14 protein-coding genes and 1 pseudogene are annotated in these 16,613 nt (G+C 73.0%); 4 read left to right on the top strand and 11 right to left on the bottom strand.

What is annotated here, in order from left to right:
* Positions 1 to 174: 174 nt before the first annotated feature.
* Positions 175 to 606, bottom strand: coding sequence for an ATP-binding protein (locus tag ABZX30_RS29535; RefSeq protein WP_355938733.1), 432 nt, complete (start codon positions 604 to 606; stop codon positions 175 to 177).
* Between the two features lie 280 nt (positions 607 to 886).
* A complete protein-coding gene (gene bldG / locus ABZX30_RS29530; RefSeq protein ID WP_010986038.1) occupies positions 887 to 1,228 on the bottom strand; it encodes an anti-sigma factor antagonist BldG in 342 nt (113 codons plus the stop codon).
* Between the two features lie 82 nt (positions 1,229 to 1,310).
* Here bldG and ABZX30_RS29525 point away from each other — a divergent pair, with 82 nt between their 5' ends.
* Complete coding sequence (locus tag ABZX30_RS29525; protein ID WP_355938731.1) at positions 1,311 to 3,866, top strand: DEAD/DEAH box helicase; 2,556 nt, start codon at positions 1,311 to 1,313, stop codon at positions 3,864 to 3,866.
* Here the strand turns inward: ABZX30_RS29525 and ABZX30_RS29520 are convergent.
* The 7 genes and pseudogenes from ABZX30_RS29520 to ssd form a co-directional block, all read right to left on the bottom strand.
* Positions 3,811 to 4,188: pseudogene (locus tag ABZX30_RS29520) on the bottom strand (Rv3654c family TadE-like protein); the annotation flags it as partial. The gene ABZX30_RS29525 and the pseudogene ABZX30_RS29520 sit on opposite strands and share 56 nt — an antisense overlap.
* Positions 4,185 to 4,574: a TadE family type IV pilus minor pilin gene (locus tag ABZX30_RS29515; protein ID WP_355938729.1), complete on the bottom strand. Its 390-nt coding sequence runs from the start codon at positions 4,572 to 4,574 to the stop codon at positions 4,185 to 4,187. The pseudogene ABZX30_RS29520 and the gene ABZX30_RS29515, both read right to left, overlap by 4 nt.
* 52 nt (positions 4,575 to 4,626) lie before the next feature.
* Positions 4,627 to 4,827 (bottom strand): DUF4244 domain-containing protein, encoded by a 201-nt coding sequence (locus tag ABZX30_RS29510; RefSeq protein WP_355938727.1) that lies wholly within the window; start codon positions 4,825 to 4,827, stop codon positions 4,627 to 4,629.
* A 134-nt stretch (positions 4,828 to 4,961) separates the two neighbouring features.
* Positions 4,962 to 5,750, bottom strand: coding sequence for a type II secretion system F family protein (locus ABZX30_RS29505; RefSeq protein ID WP_355938725.1), 789 nt, complete (start codon positions 5,748 to 5,750; stop codon positions 4,962 to 4,964).
* Positions 5,747 to 6,622 carry a type II secretion system F family protein gene (locus ABZX30_RS29500; RefSeq protein ID WP_355938723.1) on the bottom strand — a complete coding sequence of 292 codons (876 nt, stop codon included), beginning with the start codon at positions 6,620 to 6,622 and terminating at the stop codon, positions 5,747 to 5,749. Before ABZX30_RS29500 ends, ABZX30_RS29505 begins: the two co-directional genes overlap by 4 nt.
* Positions 6,615 to 7,883 carry a TadA family conjugal transfer-associated ATPase gene (locus tag ABZX30_RS29495; RefSeq protein ID WP_355938721.1) on the bottom strand — a complete coding sequence of 423 codons (1,269 nt, stop codon included), beginning with the start codon at positions 7,881 to 7,883 and terminating at the stop codon, positions 6,615 to 6,617. The genes ABZX30_RS29500 and ABZX30_RS29495 overlap by 8 nt, the downstream gene beginning before the upstream one ends.
* Positions 7,880 to 8,974 (bottom strand): septum site-determining protein Ssd, encoded by a 1,095-nt coding sequence (ssd, locus tag ABZX30_RS29490; RefSeq protein WP_355938719.1) that lies wholly within the window; start codon positions 8,972 to 8,974, stop codon positions 7,880 to 7,882. Before ssd ends, ABZX30_RS29495 begins: the two co-directional genes overlap by 4 nt.
* Before the next feature lie 586 nt (positions 8,975 to 9,560).
* Here ssd and ABZX30_RS29485 point away from each other — a divergent pair.
* A complete protein-coding gene (locus ABZX30_RS29485; protein WP_355938717.1) occupies positions 9,561 to 10,391 on the top strand; it encodes an HAD-IB family hydrolase in 831 nt (276 codons plus the stop codon).
* Positions 10,392 to 10,748: 357 nt separating this feature from the next.
* Here ABZX30_RS29485 and ABZX30_RS29480 read toward each other — a convergent pair whose 3' ends face one another.
* Entirely contained in the window at positions 10,749 to 11,573 is an 825-nt protein-coding gene (locus ABZX30_RS29480; protein WP_355938715.1) for an oxidoreductase, read from the bottom strand.
* A gap of 100 nt (positions 11,574 to 11,673) precedes the next feature.
* Here ABZX30_RS29480 and ABZX30_RS29475 point away from each other — a divergent pair, with 100 nt between their 5' ends.
* Positions 11,674 to 12,654, top strand: coding sequence for an ATP-binding protein (locus ABZX30_RS29475; RefSeq protein ID WP_355938713.1), 981 nt, complete (start codon positions 11,674 to 11,676; stop codon positions 12,652 to 12,654).
* Positions 12,655 to 12,672: 18 nt separating this feature from the next.
* On the opposite strand, the gene ABZX30_RS29470 is transcribed toward ABZX30_RS29475, so the two are convergent.
* The gene (locus tag ABZX30_RS29470) at positions 12,673 to 13,938 is read right to left on the bottom strand and encodes a hypothetical protein (RefSeq protein ID WP_355938711.1); all 1,266 of its coding nucleotides are present in this window, start codon (positions 13,936 to 13,938) and stop codon (positions 12,673 to 12,675) included.
* A gap of 321 nt (positions 13,939 to 14,259) precedes the next feature.
* On the opposite strand from ABZX30_RS29470, the gene ABZX30_RS29465 reads away from it, so the two are divergent.
* A complete protein-coding gene (locus ABZX30_RS29465) occupies positions 14,260 to 16,434 on the top strand; it encodes a SulP family inorganic anion transporter (RefSeq protein WP_355938709.1) in 2,175 nt (724 codons plus the stop codon).
* Positions 16,435 to 16,613 lie beyond the last annotated feature (179 nt).

Below are 16,613 nucleotides of genomic sequence, written 5' to 3'. Positions count from 1 at the left end.
GAACCCGAAAGCGGTAATGCCCCAAAAGCATTGACGCTTGATCAAATTATCGGCTGTTGATCGTGATTTCATTCACGAATTCCGACGTATGTCGACAATAAGACAGGACGGCGAGGTGGGGCAACACGAAAAAGGACCCCGCTGAGCAGGGCCCTTCGAGTGATGCGGGGTGGTTCAGGCGAGTGCGACGGCCGGCGGTGCGGTCGGCCAGGTCATGCGGATCAGCCCGCCGTGTTCCCCGGTGCTGACCTCCACGTCGTCGACGAGGCCGCTGATGACCGCCAGGCCCATCTCATCCTCGTCGGCCTCCACGTCCGCGTCCGGGGCGGCTCCGGAGGACGTCCCCGGGACCGCGTGCGGCGCCTCGTCGCCGACCTCGATGGAGAACTGTTTCTCCTCTTCGATCAGGGCCACCTTCACCGGCGCCGTGATGCCGACGCTCTGGTGCAGCCCGACGGCACGGGAGCAGGCTTCGCCCACGGCGAGCCGGACCTCGTCCAGGACGGCCTCGTCCACCCCGGCCCTGCGCGCCACCGCTGCCGCCACCAGCCGGGCGGTCCTGACGTGCTCGGGCAGCGCGCTGAAGCGGAGTTCGACGGTGGCCATGCATCCCCCTCGGGACATCGGACTGCGGTCGGGGGCCGGGCCGCCGAGCCCTGGCCCCCTGATGAAACTTCTTCCGTCCGGGCGATCGGCGCCCGGGAAGCGGACGGACCAAAAAGACCGGGTCGATGCACACGGATCCCCTGAGCCCGTGGCACCTCGACGGCTGGGCCAGCCAGCCGACGGCCCGGGTCCGCCGACACGCTCGGGGCCGCCTCAGCGGCTCCGCAGGGTGCCGACGGCCCGGGGCCGGCCGGTGACCGAGGCCGCTCGGTCACCCGAGTCAGTCGGTGGCCGCCACCGCTTCCTCGACCGAGGTGTGAATCGGGAACACCTTGGTGAGGCCGGTGATACGGAAGATCTTCAGAATGCGCTCCTGGTTGCAGACCAGGCGCAGCGAGCCCTCATGGGCACGCACCCGCTTCAGGCCGCCGACCAGCACGCCGAGCCCGGTGGAGTCGAGGAAGTCCACGCCCTCCATGTCGACGACGAGGTGGAAATTCCCGTCGTTCACCAGCTCGACCAGCTGCTCGCGCAGCTTGGGCGCGGTATATACGTCGATTTCGCCACCGACCTCGACGACCGTACGATCGCCGACGGTACGGGTCGACAGGGACAGGTCCACGGATCCTCCAGCACCTTGCTATCGAGCGGTCGCCCTTCGGGCACCTCGGCTTGCGGCCCCTGGGGACGCATCGCCAGCCGCGATGGCATTCAATCACTTACCGGCAGGCGTGCACGACGCCTTGGCTCCATTGTCCGTCACGCCGGTGACACACTCGGTGCCGATGGCCAAGAATCAACGAACCGATCGACCCCCGACGGAGCCCGTGTCCCGGTTCTCGCCGGGCACGGTCCTGGACCGGCTCGCCTCGGGACCGAGCCGGGCCTCGCGCATCACTCATACGGAGCACTTGCCCCCGCGCGCGGGTCGCCATGCCGTTTGGCCTGATCGAATTCGCCCGGAAGTGATCGCCGCCGTCCAGGCATGCGGCATCGAACACCCCTGGGCCCACCAGGCACTCGCCGCCGAGCACGCCCTGGACGGCGATTCGGTGGTCGTCGCCACCGGCACGGCGTCCGGCAAGTCGCTGGCCTACCTCGTCCCCGTACTGTCCACGCTCCTGGACGGCTCGCGGGCGCCGAACGGGCGCGGGGCCACCGCCCTGTACCTCGCCCCCACCAAGGCCCTCGCGGCCGACCAGTGCCGTTCGGTGAAGGACCTCTCCCGACCGCTGGCTGCCGCGGTCCGCCCGGCCGTGTACGACGGCGACACTCCGTTCGAGGAGCGCGAGTGGATCCGGCAGTACGCCAACTACGTCCTGACCAACCCCGACATGCTGCACCGCGGCATCCTCCCCTCCCACCCCCGCTGGGCCTCCTTCCTGAAGGCGCTCAAGTACGTCGTCATCGACGAGTGCCACACCTACCGGGGCGTCTTCGGCTCCCACGTCGCCCAGGTCCTGCGCCGGCTGCGCCGGCTGTGCGCCCGCTACGGCGCCGCCCCGGTGTTCCTGCTGGCCTCGGCGACCGCCGCCGAGCCGTCCGTGGCCGCCCGCCGGCTGACCGGCCTGCCGGTGGTCGAGGTCGCCGACGACGCCTCCCCGCGCGGAGAGCTCGTCTTCGCCCTCTGGGAGCCCCCGCTGACCGAGCTGCACGGCGAGAAGGGCGCCCCCGTCCGCCGCACCGCCACCGCCGAGACGGCCGACCTGCTCACCGACCTCACCGTGCAGGGCGTCCGCTCGGTCGCCTTCGTGCGTTCCCGGCGCGGCGCCGAGCTGATCTCGGTGATCGCCCAGGAACGCCTGGCCGAGGTCGACCGCTCGCTCGCCCGGCGTGTCGCCGCCTACCGGGGCGGCTACCTCCCCGAGGAGCGCCGCGCCCTGGAGCGTGCCCTGCACTCCGGCGAGCTCCTCGGGCTGGCCGCGACGACGGCCCTGGAGCTGGGCGTGGACGTCTCCGGGCTGGACGCCGTGGTGATCGCCGGATATCCGGGCACGCGGGCCTCCCTGTGGCAGCAGGCGGGCCGGGCGGGCCGCTCCGGTCAGGGCGCCCTGGCGGTGCTGGTCGCCCGCGACGACCCGCTGGACACCTTCCTGGTCCACCATCCCAAGGCCCTGTTCGACCAGCCGGTGGAATCCACCGTCCTCGACCCCGACAACCCCTACGTCCTCGCCCCGCACCTGTGCGCGGCCGCCGCGGAGATCCCGCTGACCGAGGACGACCTGGAGCTGTTCGGGCCCGCCTCGGCGGAGCTGCTGCCGCAGCTGGAGGCCGCGAAACTGCTGCGCCGCCGTACGAAGGCCTGGCACTGGACCCGCCGGGAGCGGGCCGCCGACCTGACCGACATCCGCGGTGAGGGCGGCCGTCCGGTGCAGGTCGTCGAGGCCGGCACCGGACGCCTCCTCGGCACGGTGGACGCCTCGGCCGCGCACTCGACCGTGCACGAGGGCGCGGTCCACCTGCACCAGGGCCGTACGTACCTGGTGCGCTCCCTCGACCTGGAGGACTCCGTCGCCCTGGTCGAGCAGGCCGACCCGCCCTACTCGACGGTCGCCCGCGACACGACGTCGATCTCCGTCCTGGAGACGGACGTCGAGGTCCCCTGGGGCGCGGGACGGCTGTGCTACGGCTCGGTGGAGGTCACCAACCAGGTGGTCTCCTACCTGCGCCGTCGGGTCATCACCGGCGAAGTGCTGGGCGAGACGAAGCTCGACCTCCCTCCTCGGACGCTGCGCACGCGCGCGGTGTGGTGGACGGTCACCGAGGACCAGCTGGACGAGGCCCGGATCGGCCCGGAGATCCTCGGCGGCGCCCTGCACGCCGCCGAGCACGCCTCGATCGGCATGCTGCCGCTCTTCGCGACCTGCGACCGCTGGGACATCGGCGGGGTGTCGGTCCCCCTGCACCCCGACACGCTCCTGCCCACCGTCTTCGTGTACGACGGCCACCCCGGCGGCGCGGGCTTCGCCGAGCGCGCCTTCCACACCGCCCGCGACTGGCTCACCGCCACCCGCCAGGCCATCGCCTCCTGCGAGTGCGACGCCGGCTGCCCGTCCTGCATCCAGTCCCCCAAGTGCGGCAACGGCAACGATCCCCTGCACAAGCGGGGCGCGGTGCGACTGCTCACGGTGCTGTTGCGGGGGGCACCGGAGGAGAAGCCGGAATCGGAGGCGCCGGAGTCGGAGAAACCAGGGTCACGGAACCCGGAGGCGGAGAACCCGGAGGAGAGGCCGGTCCGGCAGGCCCCGCCCGCGCTCTGACCTCCGCCGCGAACGGTCCCTTGCCGGAGGCAGCCGTCACGTCCGAGATCTCGCCCACGATCACGCACCGCACCAGGCGTGCTCCCTGGGCCCGTACCACCCGGCCGGCCCGGGCGCAGGCCCCTGAGGTGCCCTCGGCCCAGTGGTCCGCCGCCGCGAGGGCCGCGAGGTCGGCGCCGCCGGCCGCGCGGTGCCGGGCGACGAGGACCTGGCCGAGGGCGAGGAGGGCACCGAAGACCGCGCACAGCACGGCGATGGCGGCGACACTCCAGACAGTGGCGGATCCCCGGTCGCGGCGGTGGCCCGAGAAGCGGCCTCTCATGGCCCCGCCCCCGCCCCCGCTCCCGCGGCGGGCGCGGCCGGCGGCCCGGCGCCGACGGCCTCCTCCGCCGCGGCCACGGCCTCCTCGCGCACCTCGAAGGGCAGGCCGGTCAGCACCGGCGGCTTCGCCACGACCGTCACCCGCACCTGGTCCGCCTCGCGGGCCACGGTGACCGTCGCGCCGTGCGGTGCCGCCTCACGGGTCACCGCCGCCACCGCGTCCGGGGCGTCCTGGCGGGCCGCCGCCCGGGCGCCGGTGCGCGCGGCGTCCACGCACCGGAGCTGCGCGGCGACCACGAGCAACCCCCAGACCAGCGCCATGGTGAACGCCACCAGCACCGGCAGCACCACGGCCGTCTCCGCGGTCACGAACCCGCGGTCCGCCATCCGTGGCCGGGCGCACCCTCGGTCCCGCACTCGGGCGCGCCCGCTCCAGTGCTCACATCCGCGCACTGAGGGCTCGCTTCACGATGGCCTGGAGTTCCGCCCGGACCTGCCCGCTCGTCACGACCTCGTAGAGCAGCATGGCGAAGCCCACCGCCGCGACGATGCCCATGGCGTACTCCGAGGTGACCATGCCCGCGTCCCGGCGCCACCGCGCCCGCAGCCGCCGCCCGGCCTCCTTCGGCCTCTTGCTCATCCCGACTCCCGTGTTCTCGTTCATCTCAACTCCGTGCCGTCCGTTCAACTGCGTGCCGTCCCCTCAACTCCGAGCCGTCCGTTCCGATGACACCTTCTGATCACTTCGTCCGTTGCGTCCCCTCGGCTGCCCCGTCACCCACCACCCCCTCCCAGCACGCCGCTCGCCAGCCCGATCACCACGGGCAGCACGCCGACCGCGATGAAGGCGGGCAGGAAGCACAGCCCCACCGGCGCGCTGACCAGGACGGCCGCCCGCCTGGCCCGTGCGGTCGCGGCCCGCGACCAGTCCGCGCGCGCGTCCGCCGCGAGCCGCGCGACCGGTGTGGCCGCCGGGAGCCCCGACGCGTCCGCCCGCTCCAGCAGCCGGGCCAGGGCACCCGCGCCCGGTATCGAGGCCAACCGGCGCCAGCCGTCCGCCGGTTCACCGCCCAGGCGCACCTCCGCGGCGCCCTGCGCCAGCGCCTCGCCGACGGGCCCTCCGAGGGCCTCGCCGACGGCTCGGGCGGCGACCACGGGGCCCGCTCCGGCCGCGATGCAGGCGGCCAGGAGGTCGGCGGCGAGCGGGAGCTGGCGGGCGGCGACCGCGGCGTCGAACGGAACCGCCCGGCCCGCTCCGTCCTCCTGCCGGCTCCGCCACCGCCACAGCGCCACGGCGACCGCCAAGCCGGCGACGGCCCCGCCTACGCCACCGACCAGCACCCACCCGGCGGCCACCACTCCGGCCACGGGCAGCCATCGCCGTGCCACGCCCCGGACATCCGCGGCCGGCCGTGCAGCCGGGGGACGCGCGGCCGGCAGTCCGGCCAGGCGACGCGGCGCCCAGCGCCCGCGCCGCGCCGTCTCGAGCCGCCGCACCAGCCATCCGAGGGCCGCGACCGCCGCGACGGCCGTCCCCAGCCTGTGGACGAGTTCGGCACTCATACCGACTCCGCCGCGCGCACGATCCGCGCGGACCACCACAGCCCGGCGGCCTCGAGCAGACCACCGACCAGCAGACATCCCATCCCCGCCCCGCTGTGCAGCAGCACGTGCAGAGGGGCGGCGCCCATGGCCGTGCCCAGCAGCAGACCGAGCACCGGCAGGGCGGCGAGCATCACCGCCGTGGCCCGCGCTCCCGCCAACTGGACCCTCAGGTCGGCCCGTTGATCCCGTTCGGCGCGCAGAGCCGCGTCGAGCCGGTCGAGGCCCGCCGCGAGCCCGGCCCCCTGGTCCACGGCCACCCGCCAGCAGGCCGCGAGCCCCAGCAGCCCCTCGGCGCCCGGTTGCCGGGCCGCCCCGGCGAGCGCACCCGGTACGTCGCCGCCGAACCTGGCCGCCGCGAGCACGCTCGCCTGCGCCTCACCGAGCCCGCCGGATTCCCGCGCGGCGAACAGCAGTGCCTCGCCCGGCTGCCGTCCGACGCGCACCTCCCCGGCGAGCGCCCCGCACAACGCGATCACCGCGTCCCCGCGCCGCTCACGCGCCCGCCGTGCCTCCCTGTCCAGGCGGATCCGGCGCAGCACCGGAACCCCGGCCGCCCCAGCGACGGCCGGAACGACCGAGGCGCCCAGCAGCGCCAGCGCCAGCCCGCCGGCAGGCGCCCACCACTCACCCCGAAACCGGCCGCCCAGCCGCCGCAGTGCACCGGCGATCCGCCGGGCTGAGGGCGGACCGGCCCCCACCACTGAGCCGCCCGCGAGCAGCAGCCGTGCCCGCCGCGCCCCGCGGTGCCGTCCGCCCGTCAGCCACGCCGCCGCTCCGACGCACGCCAGAGCGGCGCCCATGGCCACCTCGCCCGCCGAGACCTCACCCATCTCCCTCGCCTCCTTCGTCGCCATGGCCCTTCACGCCGTGGTCCCTCGCCCCGTGCCCCCTCGGCTCGCCACCCGGTCCGCCGCCGAGCTCACTGCGCAGCAGCCCGCGCAGCCGCTCCCATCCCCGCTCCCGCGCGAAGGCCTCCGGGCCCCAGCGCAGCGCCGGCACCGTCCGCACCAGCCCGCCGGGGTCCCGCTCCAGCACGTGCACCTCCGAGATGCGGCGCCGGCCGGCCCGGTCGCGCACGAGGTGCAGCACCAGTGACAGCGCGGCCGCCACCTGGCTGTGCAGCGCGGCCCGGTCGAGCCCGGCGGCCGTACCGAGGGCCTCCAGGCGGGCCGGGACGTCCGCCGCGGCGTTGGCGTGCACCGTGCCGCAGCCGCCCTCGTGCCCCGTGTTCAGCGCGGCCAGCAGATGCACCACCTCGGGGCCGCGGACCTCGCCCACGACGAGCCGGTCGGGGCGCATCCGCAGCGCCTGCCGCACCAGGTCCTCGAGGGTGACCAGGCCCGCGCCCTCCTGGTTGGCGGGTCTGGTCTCCAGCCGTACGACGTGCGGGTGGTCCGGCCGCAGCTCGGCGGAGTCCTCGGCGAGCACGATCCGTTCGCCGGGCCCGGCCAGCCCGAGCAGCGCGCTCAGCAGGGTCGTCTTGCCGCTGCCCGTGCCGCCGCTGACCAGGAAGGACAGCCGTGCCCGCAGCAGCCCCCGCAGGATCCGGTCCCCGCCGGGCGGCACCGTGCCCGCGGCGACCAGCTCGTCGAGCGTGAACGCCCGGGGCCGTACCACTCGCAGGGACAGGCAGGTGCAGCCGACGGCCACCGGGGGCAGCACCGCGTGCAGCCGGGTTCCGTCGGGCAGCCGGGCGTCGGCCCAGGGGCGGGCGTCGTCGAGCCGGCGTCCGGCCACTGCGGCCAGCCGCTGCGCGAGGCGTCGTACGGCCACCGCGTCGGGGAAGGTCACGCCGGTGAGCTCCAGCCCGCCGCCGCGGTCCACCCACACCCGGTCCGGGGCCGACACCAGGACGTCGGTGACCGACGGATCGGCGAGCAGTGGCTCCAGCGGCCCGCTGCCCACCAGTTCGGACCGCAACTCGGCGGCGGCTCCGAGGACCTCGGCGTCGCCGAGGACCCGTCCCTGTTCCCGAAGCGCCTGTGCCACGCGCGCGGGCGTCGGTTCCGCTCCGCTCTCGGCCAGCCACCGTCGCACACCGTCGAGCAGCGCCGGGGAGTCCGCCCGTTCGAGCCGGGGAAACGCGCTCATACGCCACCCGCCTCCGCCAGGGCCTGCTCCCAGAACCGTGTGCAGAAGCGCGCCAGCGGACCGCGGCCGGCCGCGCCGGGTGGTCTGCCGCCGCCGTCGGGACGCAGCAGCCCCGGTTCGACGGGCACCTCGCCGGCCAGGGGCAGGCCGAGCAGCCGGGCCACCTCGCGGTCGTCGAGCCCGGGGGCGTACGGCCCGCGTACCGCCACTCTGAGATCGCGCAGGACCATGCCGACGGCGGCTGCCACCCGTCCGGCCGCCGCGACGGCACGCAGTTCGGCGGGCACGACCAGGAGCGCGAGGTCGGTCTGGGCGAGCGCCTCGGCGACCCCGTCGTCCAGGCGGCGCGGCAGGTCGACGACGACGGTGCCCCCGCGTCGCCGGGCCGCGGCGAGCACCGCCCGCACGGCCTGGGACGGGATGGCGACACAGTCACCGCGGTCCCAGCTCAGTACTCGCAGGGAGTGCAGCCGGGGCAACGACTCCTCCAGGGCACCGCCGCCGACCCGGCCGCGTGAGGCGGCGAAGGCGGGCCAGCGCAGCCCGTCGGCGCCTTCTCCGCCGAGGAGTACGTCGAGTCCGCCGCCGAGCGGATCGGCGTCGACGAGCAGGGTGCGCAGTCCCTCGCGCGCGGAGGTGACGGCCAGTGCGCAGGCCAGGGTGGACGCGCCGGCCCCGCCCCGGCCGCCGATGACGCCGACGGTCAGCGCCGGGCGGCCCACGCCCTCGGCGACGTCGGCGATGCGGTCGACCAGCCACTGTTCGCCCTCGGGGAGCATCAGGACGTTGTCGGCGCCGATCTCGACGGCCCGCTTCCACACGCCGGCGTCGTCCTGGTCGCGGCCGACGAGTACCACCCCCTGCCGGCGGGTGGCCCCGCGGACGCGGTGCACCGCGTCGTCGCCGACCAGGACGAGCGGGGCCGCCTCCCAGCCGCTTCCTCGTTCCGGTACGCCGTGGTGGACCTCGGGTGTGGCGCCGGCCGCCGCGCACAGGCGCAGCAGGTCGTCGAGGAGTTCGGCGTCCTCGGTGATGATCAGTGGCTGCCCCGCGGTGGCGGGCCGTGGTTCCTGGGTGGCGGTCCTGGCCATGGTGTGTTCCCCCTTCGCCGCGTCGTGCGCGCAGTCCCCTGCGGCCACGCGATTCCCGTACGTGTGAAGAACCGGCGAGCGGTCTCCATATGAGCGACCGATACGAACCGGCCATAGACGCTCCGGCAAACAGGACCGGCCATGAACTCGCCGCGGTCGGAGCGCGCTGGAATCACGGTGCAGCGATCCGGGAAATCATGTGGATCTTGGTGGAAAACTGTGGACAACTCAGCGGTTGTGAATATCGCCATCGCTCATACCGGTGAGCCCGGTAACCGCCCCCGGCTCGACTTCCGCAGAGCACTCTGTCGGCTACCCTGAGTGACGAATCATGGGCAGGCGGGCACGGTGGTCGCGGGCGGGCACCGATGGCCCGGCAACCACGTGAAGGAAGAAGAAAACCCACCCGGACATGCGACGACCCCCGCCGGGGGGGAGAGCGGGGGTCGTCCCCACGGCCGACTCGGGGGGGGAGGAGTCGGGCCGGGTTAGCACGGTCGCGAACGATCCGTGACTTCCATGGTGTACCCGAGAGCCCTCTCAGGCAAACCCACGCGCCCCACCTTACGCCGAATGGTGGGCGCCTATGCTCAGGGTTGTGGAAAACCACTCCTTGCCCCGCACAGCGGCCTTCTTTGACCTGGACAAGACGGTCATTGCCAAGTCGAGCACGCTCACCTTCAGCAAGTCGTTCTACCAAGGCGGGTTGATCAACCGCAGGGCCGCGTTGCGTACCGCATATGCCCAGTTCGTCTTCCTGGTCGGCGGACTCGACCACGATCAGATGGAGCGCATGCGCGAGTACCTGTCGACGCTGTGCCGCGGCTGGAACGTGCAGCAGGTGAAGGATCTCGTCGCCGAGACCCTGCACGACCTGATCGACCCCATCATCTACGACGAGGCCGCTTCCCTCATAGAGAGGCACCACACCGCCGGACGCGACGTGGTGATCGTCTCCACGTCGGGCGCCGAGGTGGTCGAGCCGATCGGCGAGCTGCTCGGAGCCGACCGGGTGGTGGCCACCCGCATGGTCGTCGGCGACGACGGCTGCTTCACCGGTGAGGTGGAGTACTACGCCTACGGTCCGACGAAGGCCGAGGCGATCAAGGAGCTGGCGGAGTCGGAGGGATACGACCTCGCCCGCTGCTACGCGTACAGCGACTCGGCGACCGACCTGCCGATGCTCGAGGCCGTCGGCCATCCGCACGCCGTGAACCCCGACCGCACCCTGCGCCGCGAAGCACTCGCGCGCGGGTGGCCCATCCTGGACTTCCACCGGCCGGTGCGGCTCAAGAAGCGACTGCCCACGCTGTCCGTACCGCCGCGGCCGACCCTGGTCGCGGCCGCGGCGATAGGAGCGGTGGCCACCGCGGGCCTGGTCTGGTACGCCAGCCGGCGCCGCGGCTCAGTGGCCTGAACGACGTGTGACCGCTTTGGCCCCAAAAGTAAAGAACCGTGGGCAGGGGTTCCACTTACTCCCGGCTTGCAGTACAAAGGACGTAACGGCCCGCGAGACCGAAGGACATCCGAGAGGATCACCTTTAAAACGCATTTGGCCCCACGGACCGAGCATGAACACCGAGCACCCACGCGACGTCGACCCGTCGATTACGGGCCAGCCGCACCAGGTGACGGGCAAAGAACCCGACCTGATGGGCGACATATCGAGGACGCCTGGTAACTCGGTGATCATGCCAGCGGCGGTACGAGCACTCGTACCGCCGCAACCCTGTTCAGGCCCCTTCGAAGGGGCCTTCCCCCCGTCGGCTTCCCCTCAGGCCGCCCCGCGCTGCAGCGCCTCGCACACCGCCGTCGACTCGCGCACGCCCAGCTCCACCGCCCTGCCGCAGTGGGCGATCCAGGCCGTCATGCCCTCCGGAGTGCCGGAGACATAGCCGTCCAGGGCCGCCAGGTACGCCGCACGGCCCAGCTCGGCGTGACCCACCTCGGCCGGGCAGACGGATTTCGGGTCCAGACCGCTGCCGATCAGGACGATCCGCTCGGCCGCGCGCGCGACCAGGCCGTTGTGGGACGCGAAGGGGCGCAGCGCGAGCAGCTCGCCGTGCACGACCGCGGCCGTCACCAGCGCGGGCGCGGAACTGCCCGCGATGATCAGCTGGGAGAGGCCCTCCAGCCGCCCGGACACCTCCGCCGCGTCCGGCAGCGGCAGCTCGACCAGCGGTTCGTCGACCGGCTCACCCGCCTGGCGCGGCCGGCCGACCTCGGCGCCCTTGTCCGCCGCGGCGACCAGATGCAGCCGGGCCAGCACCCGCAGGGGCGACTGCCGCCAGATGGACAGCAGCTGACCGGCCTCGGCGGTCAGCCGCAGGGCCGCGCCCACCACGCGCGCCTCGTCGTCGCCGCTGAAGTCGGTGCGCCGGCGCACCTCCTCCAGGGCCCAGTCGGCGCCGGACAGCGCCGCGGAGCCACGGGCGCCGCGGAGCGCCGCCTCGGAGGTGACCGCGTTGCTGCGACGCCGCATGATCCGGTGTCCGTAGACCCGGTCCACGGCCTTGCGCACGGACTCCACGGACTCGGCCACACCGGGCAGCGAGCCCAGGGCCGCGAGCGGATCGGCGGACGCGCCTGTCGTACTCATGACTGCGACCCTACGCACCCAGGCGCCGCGCCCCACGATGGAGTGGTCTTCTTCACCCTTTCCACCACAGAGAGGAATCGATTGACTACTCTTGGTGAACATGAAAATTGCTTTCGTCGGAAAGGGCGGCAGCGGCAAGACCACACTGTCCTCCCTCTTCATCCGCCACCTCGCGGCGGCCGGCGCGCCGGTGGTCGCCATCGACGCCGACATCAACCAGCACCTCGGCGCCGCGCTCGGCCTCGACGACGCGCAGTCGGCCGCACTGCCCGCGATGGGTGAGCGGCTGCCGCTGATCAAGGACTACCTGCGCGGCAGCAACCCACGCATCGCCTCCGCCGCGACGATGATCAAGACGACGCCGCCCGGCGCGGGCTCGCGCCTGCTGCGGGTACGGGAGCCCAACCCCGTGTACGACGCCTGCGCACGACCGGTGGAACTCGACGGCGGCGCCGTCCGTCTGATGGTCACGGGCTCCTTCACGGACGCCGACCTGGGGGTCGCCTGCTACCACTCCAAGACGGGAGCGGTGGAACTGTTCCTGAACCACCTGATCGACGGCCGCGACGAGTACGTGGTGGTCGACATGACGGCGGGTTCGGACTCCTTCGCCTCCGGCATGTTCACCCGCTTCGACATCACGTACCTCGTCGCCGAGCCGACCCGGAAGGGAGTCTCCGTCTATCGCCAGTACAAGGAGTACGCCCGCGACTTCGGCGTCACCCTGAAGGTCGTCGGCAACAAGGTGCAGGGCCCGGAGGACCTCGACTTCCTGCGCGCGGAGGTCGGGGACGACCTGCTGGTGACCCTCGGGCACTCGGACTGGGTGCGCGCGATGGAGAAGGGCCGGCCACCCCGGTTCGAGCTCCTGGAGGACGCCAACAGCCGCGCCCTGCACGCCCTTCGGGCCGCCGCCGACGCGACGTACGAGCTGCGGGACTGGACGCGGTACACGCGCCAGATGGTGCACTTCCACCTGAGGAACGCGCAGTCCTGGGGCAACGAGCGCACCGGGGCCGACCTGGCGGCGCAGGTCGACCCCGCCTTCGTGCTCAGCGAGGCGGTCGCCACTCCCGCCTGACGGCCACCGCCCCGGTGCTCACCGCCCGGCCGCCGGCGCCCCCGGCACCCCCTTCGGGGCCGGGGCGCTGCGGCCCGACAGGAAGGACGCCCAGCCCTGCCTGGGGGCCTCGCCCACCTTCAGGGTGCGCAGCCTGGCCAGTACCTGCGGGTCCTGGGCGTCCAGCCAGTCGGCGAGCTGCCGGAAGGACACACAGCGCACCTCGGGCTTGTTGCACACCTGCTCGACGACCTGGTCGACGGCGTGCATGTAGGTGCCGCCGTTCCAGGACTCGAAGTGGTTGCCGATGACCAAGGGCGCGCGGTTGCCGTCGTAGGCGCGGTAGAAGCCCTTGAGCAGGCCGTCGCGCATCTGGTCGCCCCAGTAGTCGTACTTGGCGGGGTCTCCCTGGGTCGAGGTGCCGGACTGGTTGACCATGAAGTTGTAGTCCATGGTCAACTGCTCGTAGGAATGCCCGGGGAAGGGCACGAGCTGCATCGACAGGTCCCACAGGCCCTGCTTCCTCTTCGGCCAGACCTGGTCGTTGACCCCGCTGGTGTCGTAGCGGAAGCCGAGCTCTCGCGCCGCCTTCATGAAGTTCTTCTGCCCCTCCAGGCACGGGGTGCGGGCGCCGATGAGCTCCTTGTCGTAGTCGAAGGGCAGCGGAGCCGCCTTCGTCATGCCGGTGTTGGTCTTCCAGGTCTTCACGAACTGCTTGGCCTGGGCGATCTCGCTCTTCCACTCCTCGACCGACCACGTGCCGACCCCGCCGTCGTCGCCGCAGAAGTGGCCGTTGAAGTGGGTGCCGATCTCGTTGCCCTCCAGCCACGCCAGACGCAGCTGCGTGACGGTGTCCGTGATGCCCTGCTCGTCGTTGAAGCCGATCTCGGAGCTGCCCGGCGAGTGCTGCGGCGGCTTGTAGAGGTCGCGCTTCTCCTTCGGCAGCAGGTACACGCCGCTGAGGAAGTACGTCATCGTCGCGTTGTTGGCCTTGGCGACCTCGCGGAAGTGGGAGAACAGCTTCTGGCTGTCCTCGCCCGCCCCGTCCCAGGAGAAGACCACGAACTGCGGAGGCTTCTGACCGGGTTCGAGCCGCTCGGGTCTGGGCAGGTGCGGCTGCGATCCGGTGTACGCGGTGGACCCGTCGCCGATCAGCCGGAGCACGCTGTTGGGCGGTGGGGCTCCCTTCTGCGGGCCGGGCGCCCCTTCCTTCGAACCGCTGGAGCCGCCGGCGCAACCGGCCAGCGACGCGGCACAGGCCGCGGCGGCCATGGCTCCCGCGGCGATCCTCTGGGTGGCGGCCATGTTCCGCCCACCTTCTTCCTTCTCTCAGACAAACGCTGATCAGGGCGTTCTGCGGTGATATGCCGGGTTGTGCCGACAGTGCCGCCAAGGTCGCACGGGGTCAGGAAATGAATTAATACGACAAGCCGATAAACGGTCCGCATCATTCGGGCGAGTGAATTAGTGCGCCATTTGCGCCAAAAGTCCATGTACGACCTTTACTTTGCATTACGATTCTTTTACTGAGTGTTGATCCATGCGTCGTCCATCCCGCCACTGCACGCCGTGCCCCACAGCCGCGACCCGATCCGCGACCGCGCTGCCCCGGAGGAGACGGGAAACATGTCAGCCTGCGCACCCACCCAGCCCCAGACCCCGCCGCCCGTCGAGCGCCCCCGCCGGCCGCACAGTCCGCCGCGCCGCTTCCGCGTCGCCGGCGCCGACGTGTCCGCGTCGATCGCCGTCTTCCTGATCGCCCTGCCCCTGTCCCTCGGCATCGCCCTCGCCACGGGCGCCCCGCTCCAGGCCGGGCTGGTCGCCGCCGCCGTCGGCGGGATCGTCGTCGGGCGGCTGGGCGGCTGCCCGCTCCAGGTCAGCGGCCCCGCCGCCGGACTCACCGTCGTCACGGCCGACTTGATCGACCGCTACGGATGGCGGGCCACCTGCGGTATCACCGTCCTCGCCGGCCTCGCCCAACTCGTTCTGGGCTGCCTGCGCGTGGCACGCTCGGCGCTCGCCGTGAGCCCGGCCGTGGTGCACGGCATGCTCGCCGGCATCGGCCTCACCATCGCCGTCGCCCAGCTGCACATCGTGCTCGGCGGCAGCCCGCACAGTTCCGTCCTCGACAACGTCCGTGCCCTGCCGGAGCAGTTGGCCCAGGTGCAGCCCGCCGCCGTGGGGATGAGCGCGCTGACGCTGGCCCTGCTGCTGGCCTGGCCGCGGTTGCCCGGCCGCCCGGGCCGTGTGCTGCGCAGGATCCCGGCCGCGCTCGTCGCGGTCGCCGGGGCCACCGCGACCGCCTCGCTCACCGGGCTGACCCTGCCCAGGGTCGACCTGCCGTCCTGGCGCAGTCATGCCCTGGCCGGACTGCCCGAGGGACCGGTGTCCGGTGTCGCCGCCGCCGTGCTGGCCACCACGCTCGTGTGCAGCGTGCAGTCGCTGCTCGGTGCGGTCGCCGTGGACAAGCTGGTCGCCGGGCGCCCCGGCCCGCAGGCCCGCGTCGGCCGCTCGAAGCTGGACCGGGAGCTGCTGGGCCAGGGCTCGGCCAACATCGTCTCCGGGGCGCTCGGCGGGCTGCCGGTCGCGGGGGTGGCCGTGCGCAGCACGGCGAATGTGCAGAGCGGCGCCGTGAGCCGGAACTCCACGATGCTGCACGGCGTTCTCGTAGTGGCCGCCGCGCTGCTGATGGTCCCGGTCCTGGAGCTCATCCCGCTCGCCTCGCTCGCGGCCCTGGTGATGGCCGTCGGCATCCAGATGGTGTCCCTGCACCACATCCGCACGGTGACCCGCCACCGCGAGGTGCCGGTGTACGCCGCCACCACCCTCGGCGTGGTCGTCCTGGGCGTCCTGCAGGGGGTGCTCTCCGGGGTCGCCGTGGCCGTCGCCCTCGCCCTGCACCGCCTCGCCCGCACCCGCATCACGCACGAAGAGAAGGGAGGAGTCCATCACCTCCGCGTGAGAGGCCAGTTGACGTTCCTCGCGGTGCCCCGCCTCAGCCGGGCCCTGCATCTCGTACCGCAGGGCGCCCACGCCGTCGTGGAGCTGGACGGTTCGTTCATGGACCACGCGGCGTACGAGTCACTGCAGGACTGGCAGCACGCACACACCGCGCAGGGCGGCTCGGCCGAACTGACCGGCCGCCGGGGCGGTGTCCGGACCGCCACGCCCGGGCGGCGCACGTCCAGACCGCCGGGCGAGCCGGCGCGGTCGGCGCGGGAGGGGCAGCGGCCGTCCCAGCTCCTCCTCACCTGCGCCGACTCACGGCTCGCCACCTCGGTGATCACCTCCAGTGGTCCGGACGATCTCTTCGTCGTGCGCACCATCGGCAACCTGGTCCCGCTCCCCGGCGAGGAGAGTGGGGACGACTCGGTGGCGGCCGCCGTCGAGTACGCGGTGGACGTGCTGGAGGTGCGCTCCATCACGGTGTGCGGGCACTCCGGGTGCGGGGCCGTGCAGGCGCTGCTCGACTCCGATCCGGGCGGTGCCCGGACACCACTGGGGCGGTGGCTCCGGCACGGGCTGCCGAGCCTGGAGCGCATGGCCGACGACACCCGCCCCGGAGCACGGCTGGCCGGCCGGTCCGCCGCGGACGCGGTGGAGCAGCTCTGCCTGGCCAATGTGGTCCAGCAACTGGAGCACCTGCGTGCGCACGAGTCGGTGGCGCGAGCTCTGCGGGAGGGAGCGCTGGAACTGCGCGGGATGTACTTCCACGCGGGGGAGGCCCAGGCGTACCTGCTCGACGACGCGAGCGGGGACGAGCTGTTCGACCGCGTGCGGGAGGCGGACCTGTCGGCCTGACCCGCTCTCCCCGCGGGCGCCCGGGGCCCGCCCGGCCGACGGGCTCCGGTGCGCAGGGGGCGCTCCTGCCCATAGGGGGTGTCTGACACATGCCCGCGGCGTCGCGACGCCTGGCACGCACGCTCGCCGCGTTGGCGGAGTGCCCACGTGGGGGAGCCCCGTGGGCACACCGGCGCCGT

Origin of the sequence: Streptomyces sp. NPDC004542 (assembly GCF_040610035.1) — a bacterium.
Taxonomy (GTDB): Bacteria; Actinomycetota; Actinomycetes; order Streptomycetales; family Streptomycetaceae; genus Streptomyces.
Note: the sequence above shows the minus strand (reverse complement) of the source record. Positions and strands in the feature narration are given on the sequence as shown.

Coding starts and splice junctions, on each gene's coding strand:
- ABZX30_RS29495 (WP_355938721.1), bottom strand. CDS start 7,883: ATGAGCGCGTTTCCCCGGCTCGAACGGGCGGACTCCCCGGCGCTGCTC.
- ABZX30_RS29480 (WP_355938715.1), bottom strand. CDS start 11,573: ATGAGTACGACAGGCGCGTCCGCCGATCCGCTCGCGGCCCTGGGCTCG.
- ABZX30_RS29515 (WP_355938729.1), bottom strand. CDS start 4,574: ATGGCGGACCGCGGGTTCGTGACCGCGGAGACGGCCGTGGTGCTGCCG.
- ABZX30_RS29505 (WP_355938725.1), bottom strand. CDS start 5,750: ATGAGTGCCGAACTCGTCCACAGGCTGGGGACGGCCGTCGCGGCGGTC.
- ABZX30_RS29475 (WP_355938713.1), top strand. CDS start 11,674: ATGAAAATTGCTTTCGTCGGAAAGGGCGGCAGCGGCAAGACCACACTG.
- ssd (WP_355938719.1), bottom strand. CDS start 8,974: ATGGCCAGGACCGCCACCCAGGAACCACGGCCCGCCACCGCGGGGCAG.
- ABZX30_RS29500 (WP_355938723.1), bottom strand. CDS start 6,622: ATGGGTGAGGTCTCGGCGGGCGAGGTGGCCATGGGCGCCGCTCTGGCG.
- ABZX30_RS29510 (WP_355938727.1), bottom strand. CDS start 4,827: ATGAGCAAGAGGCCGAAGGAGGCCGGGCGGCGGCTGCGGGCGCGGTGG.
- ABZX30_RS29525 (WP_355938731.1), top strand. CDS start 1,311: ATGGCATTCAATCACTTACCGGCAGGCGTGCACGACGCCTTGGCTCCA.
- ABZX30_RS29485 (WP_355938717.1), top strand. CDS start 9,561: ATGCTCAGGGTTGTGGAAAACCACTCCTTGCCCCGCACAGCGGCCTTC.
- ABZX30_RS29535 (WP_355938733.1), bottom strand. CDS start 606: ATGGCCACCGTCGAACTCCGCTTCAGCGCGCTGCCCGAGCACGTCAGG.
- ABZX30_RS29470 (WP_355938711.1), bottom strand. CDS start 13,938: ATGGCCGCCACCCAGAGGATCGCCGCGGGAGCCATGGCCGCCGCGGCC.
- ABZX30_RS29465 (WP_355938709.1), top strand. CDS start 14,260: ATGTCAGCCTGCGCACCCACCCAGCCCCAGACCCCGCCGCCCGTCGAG.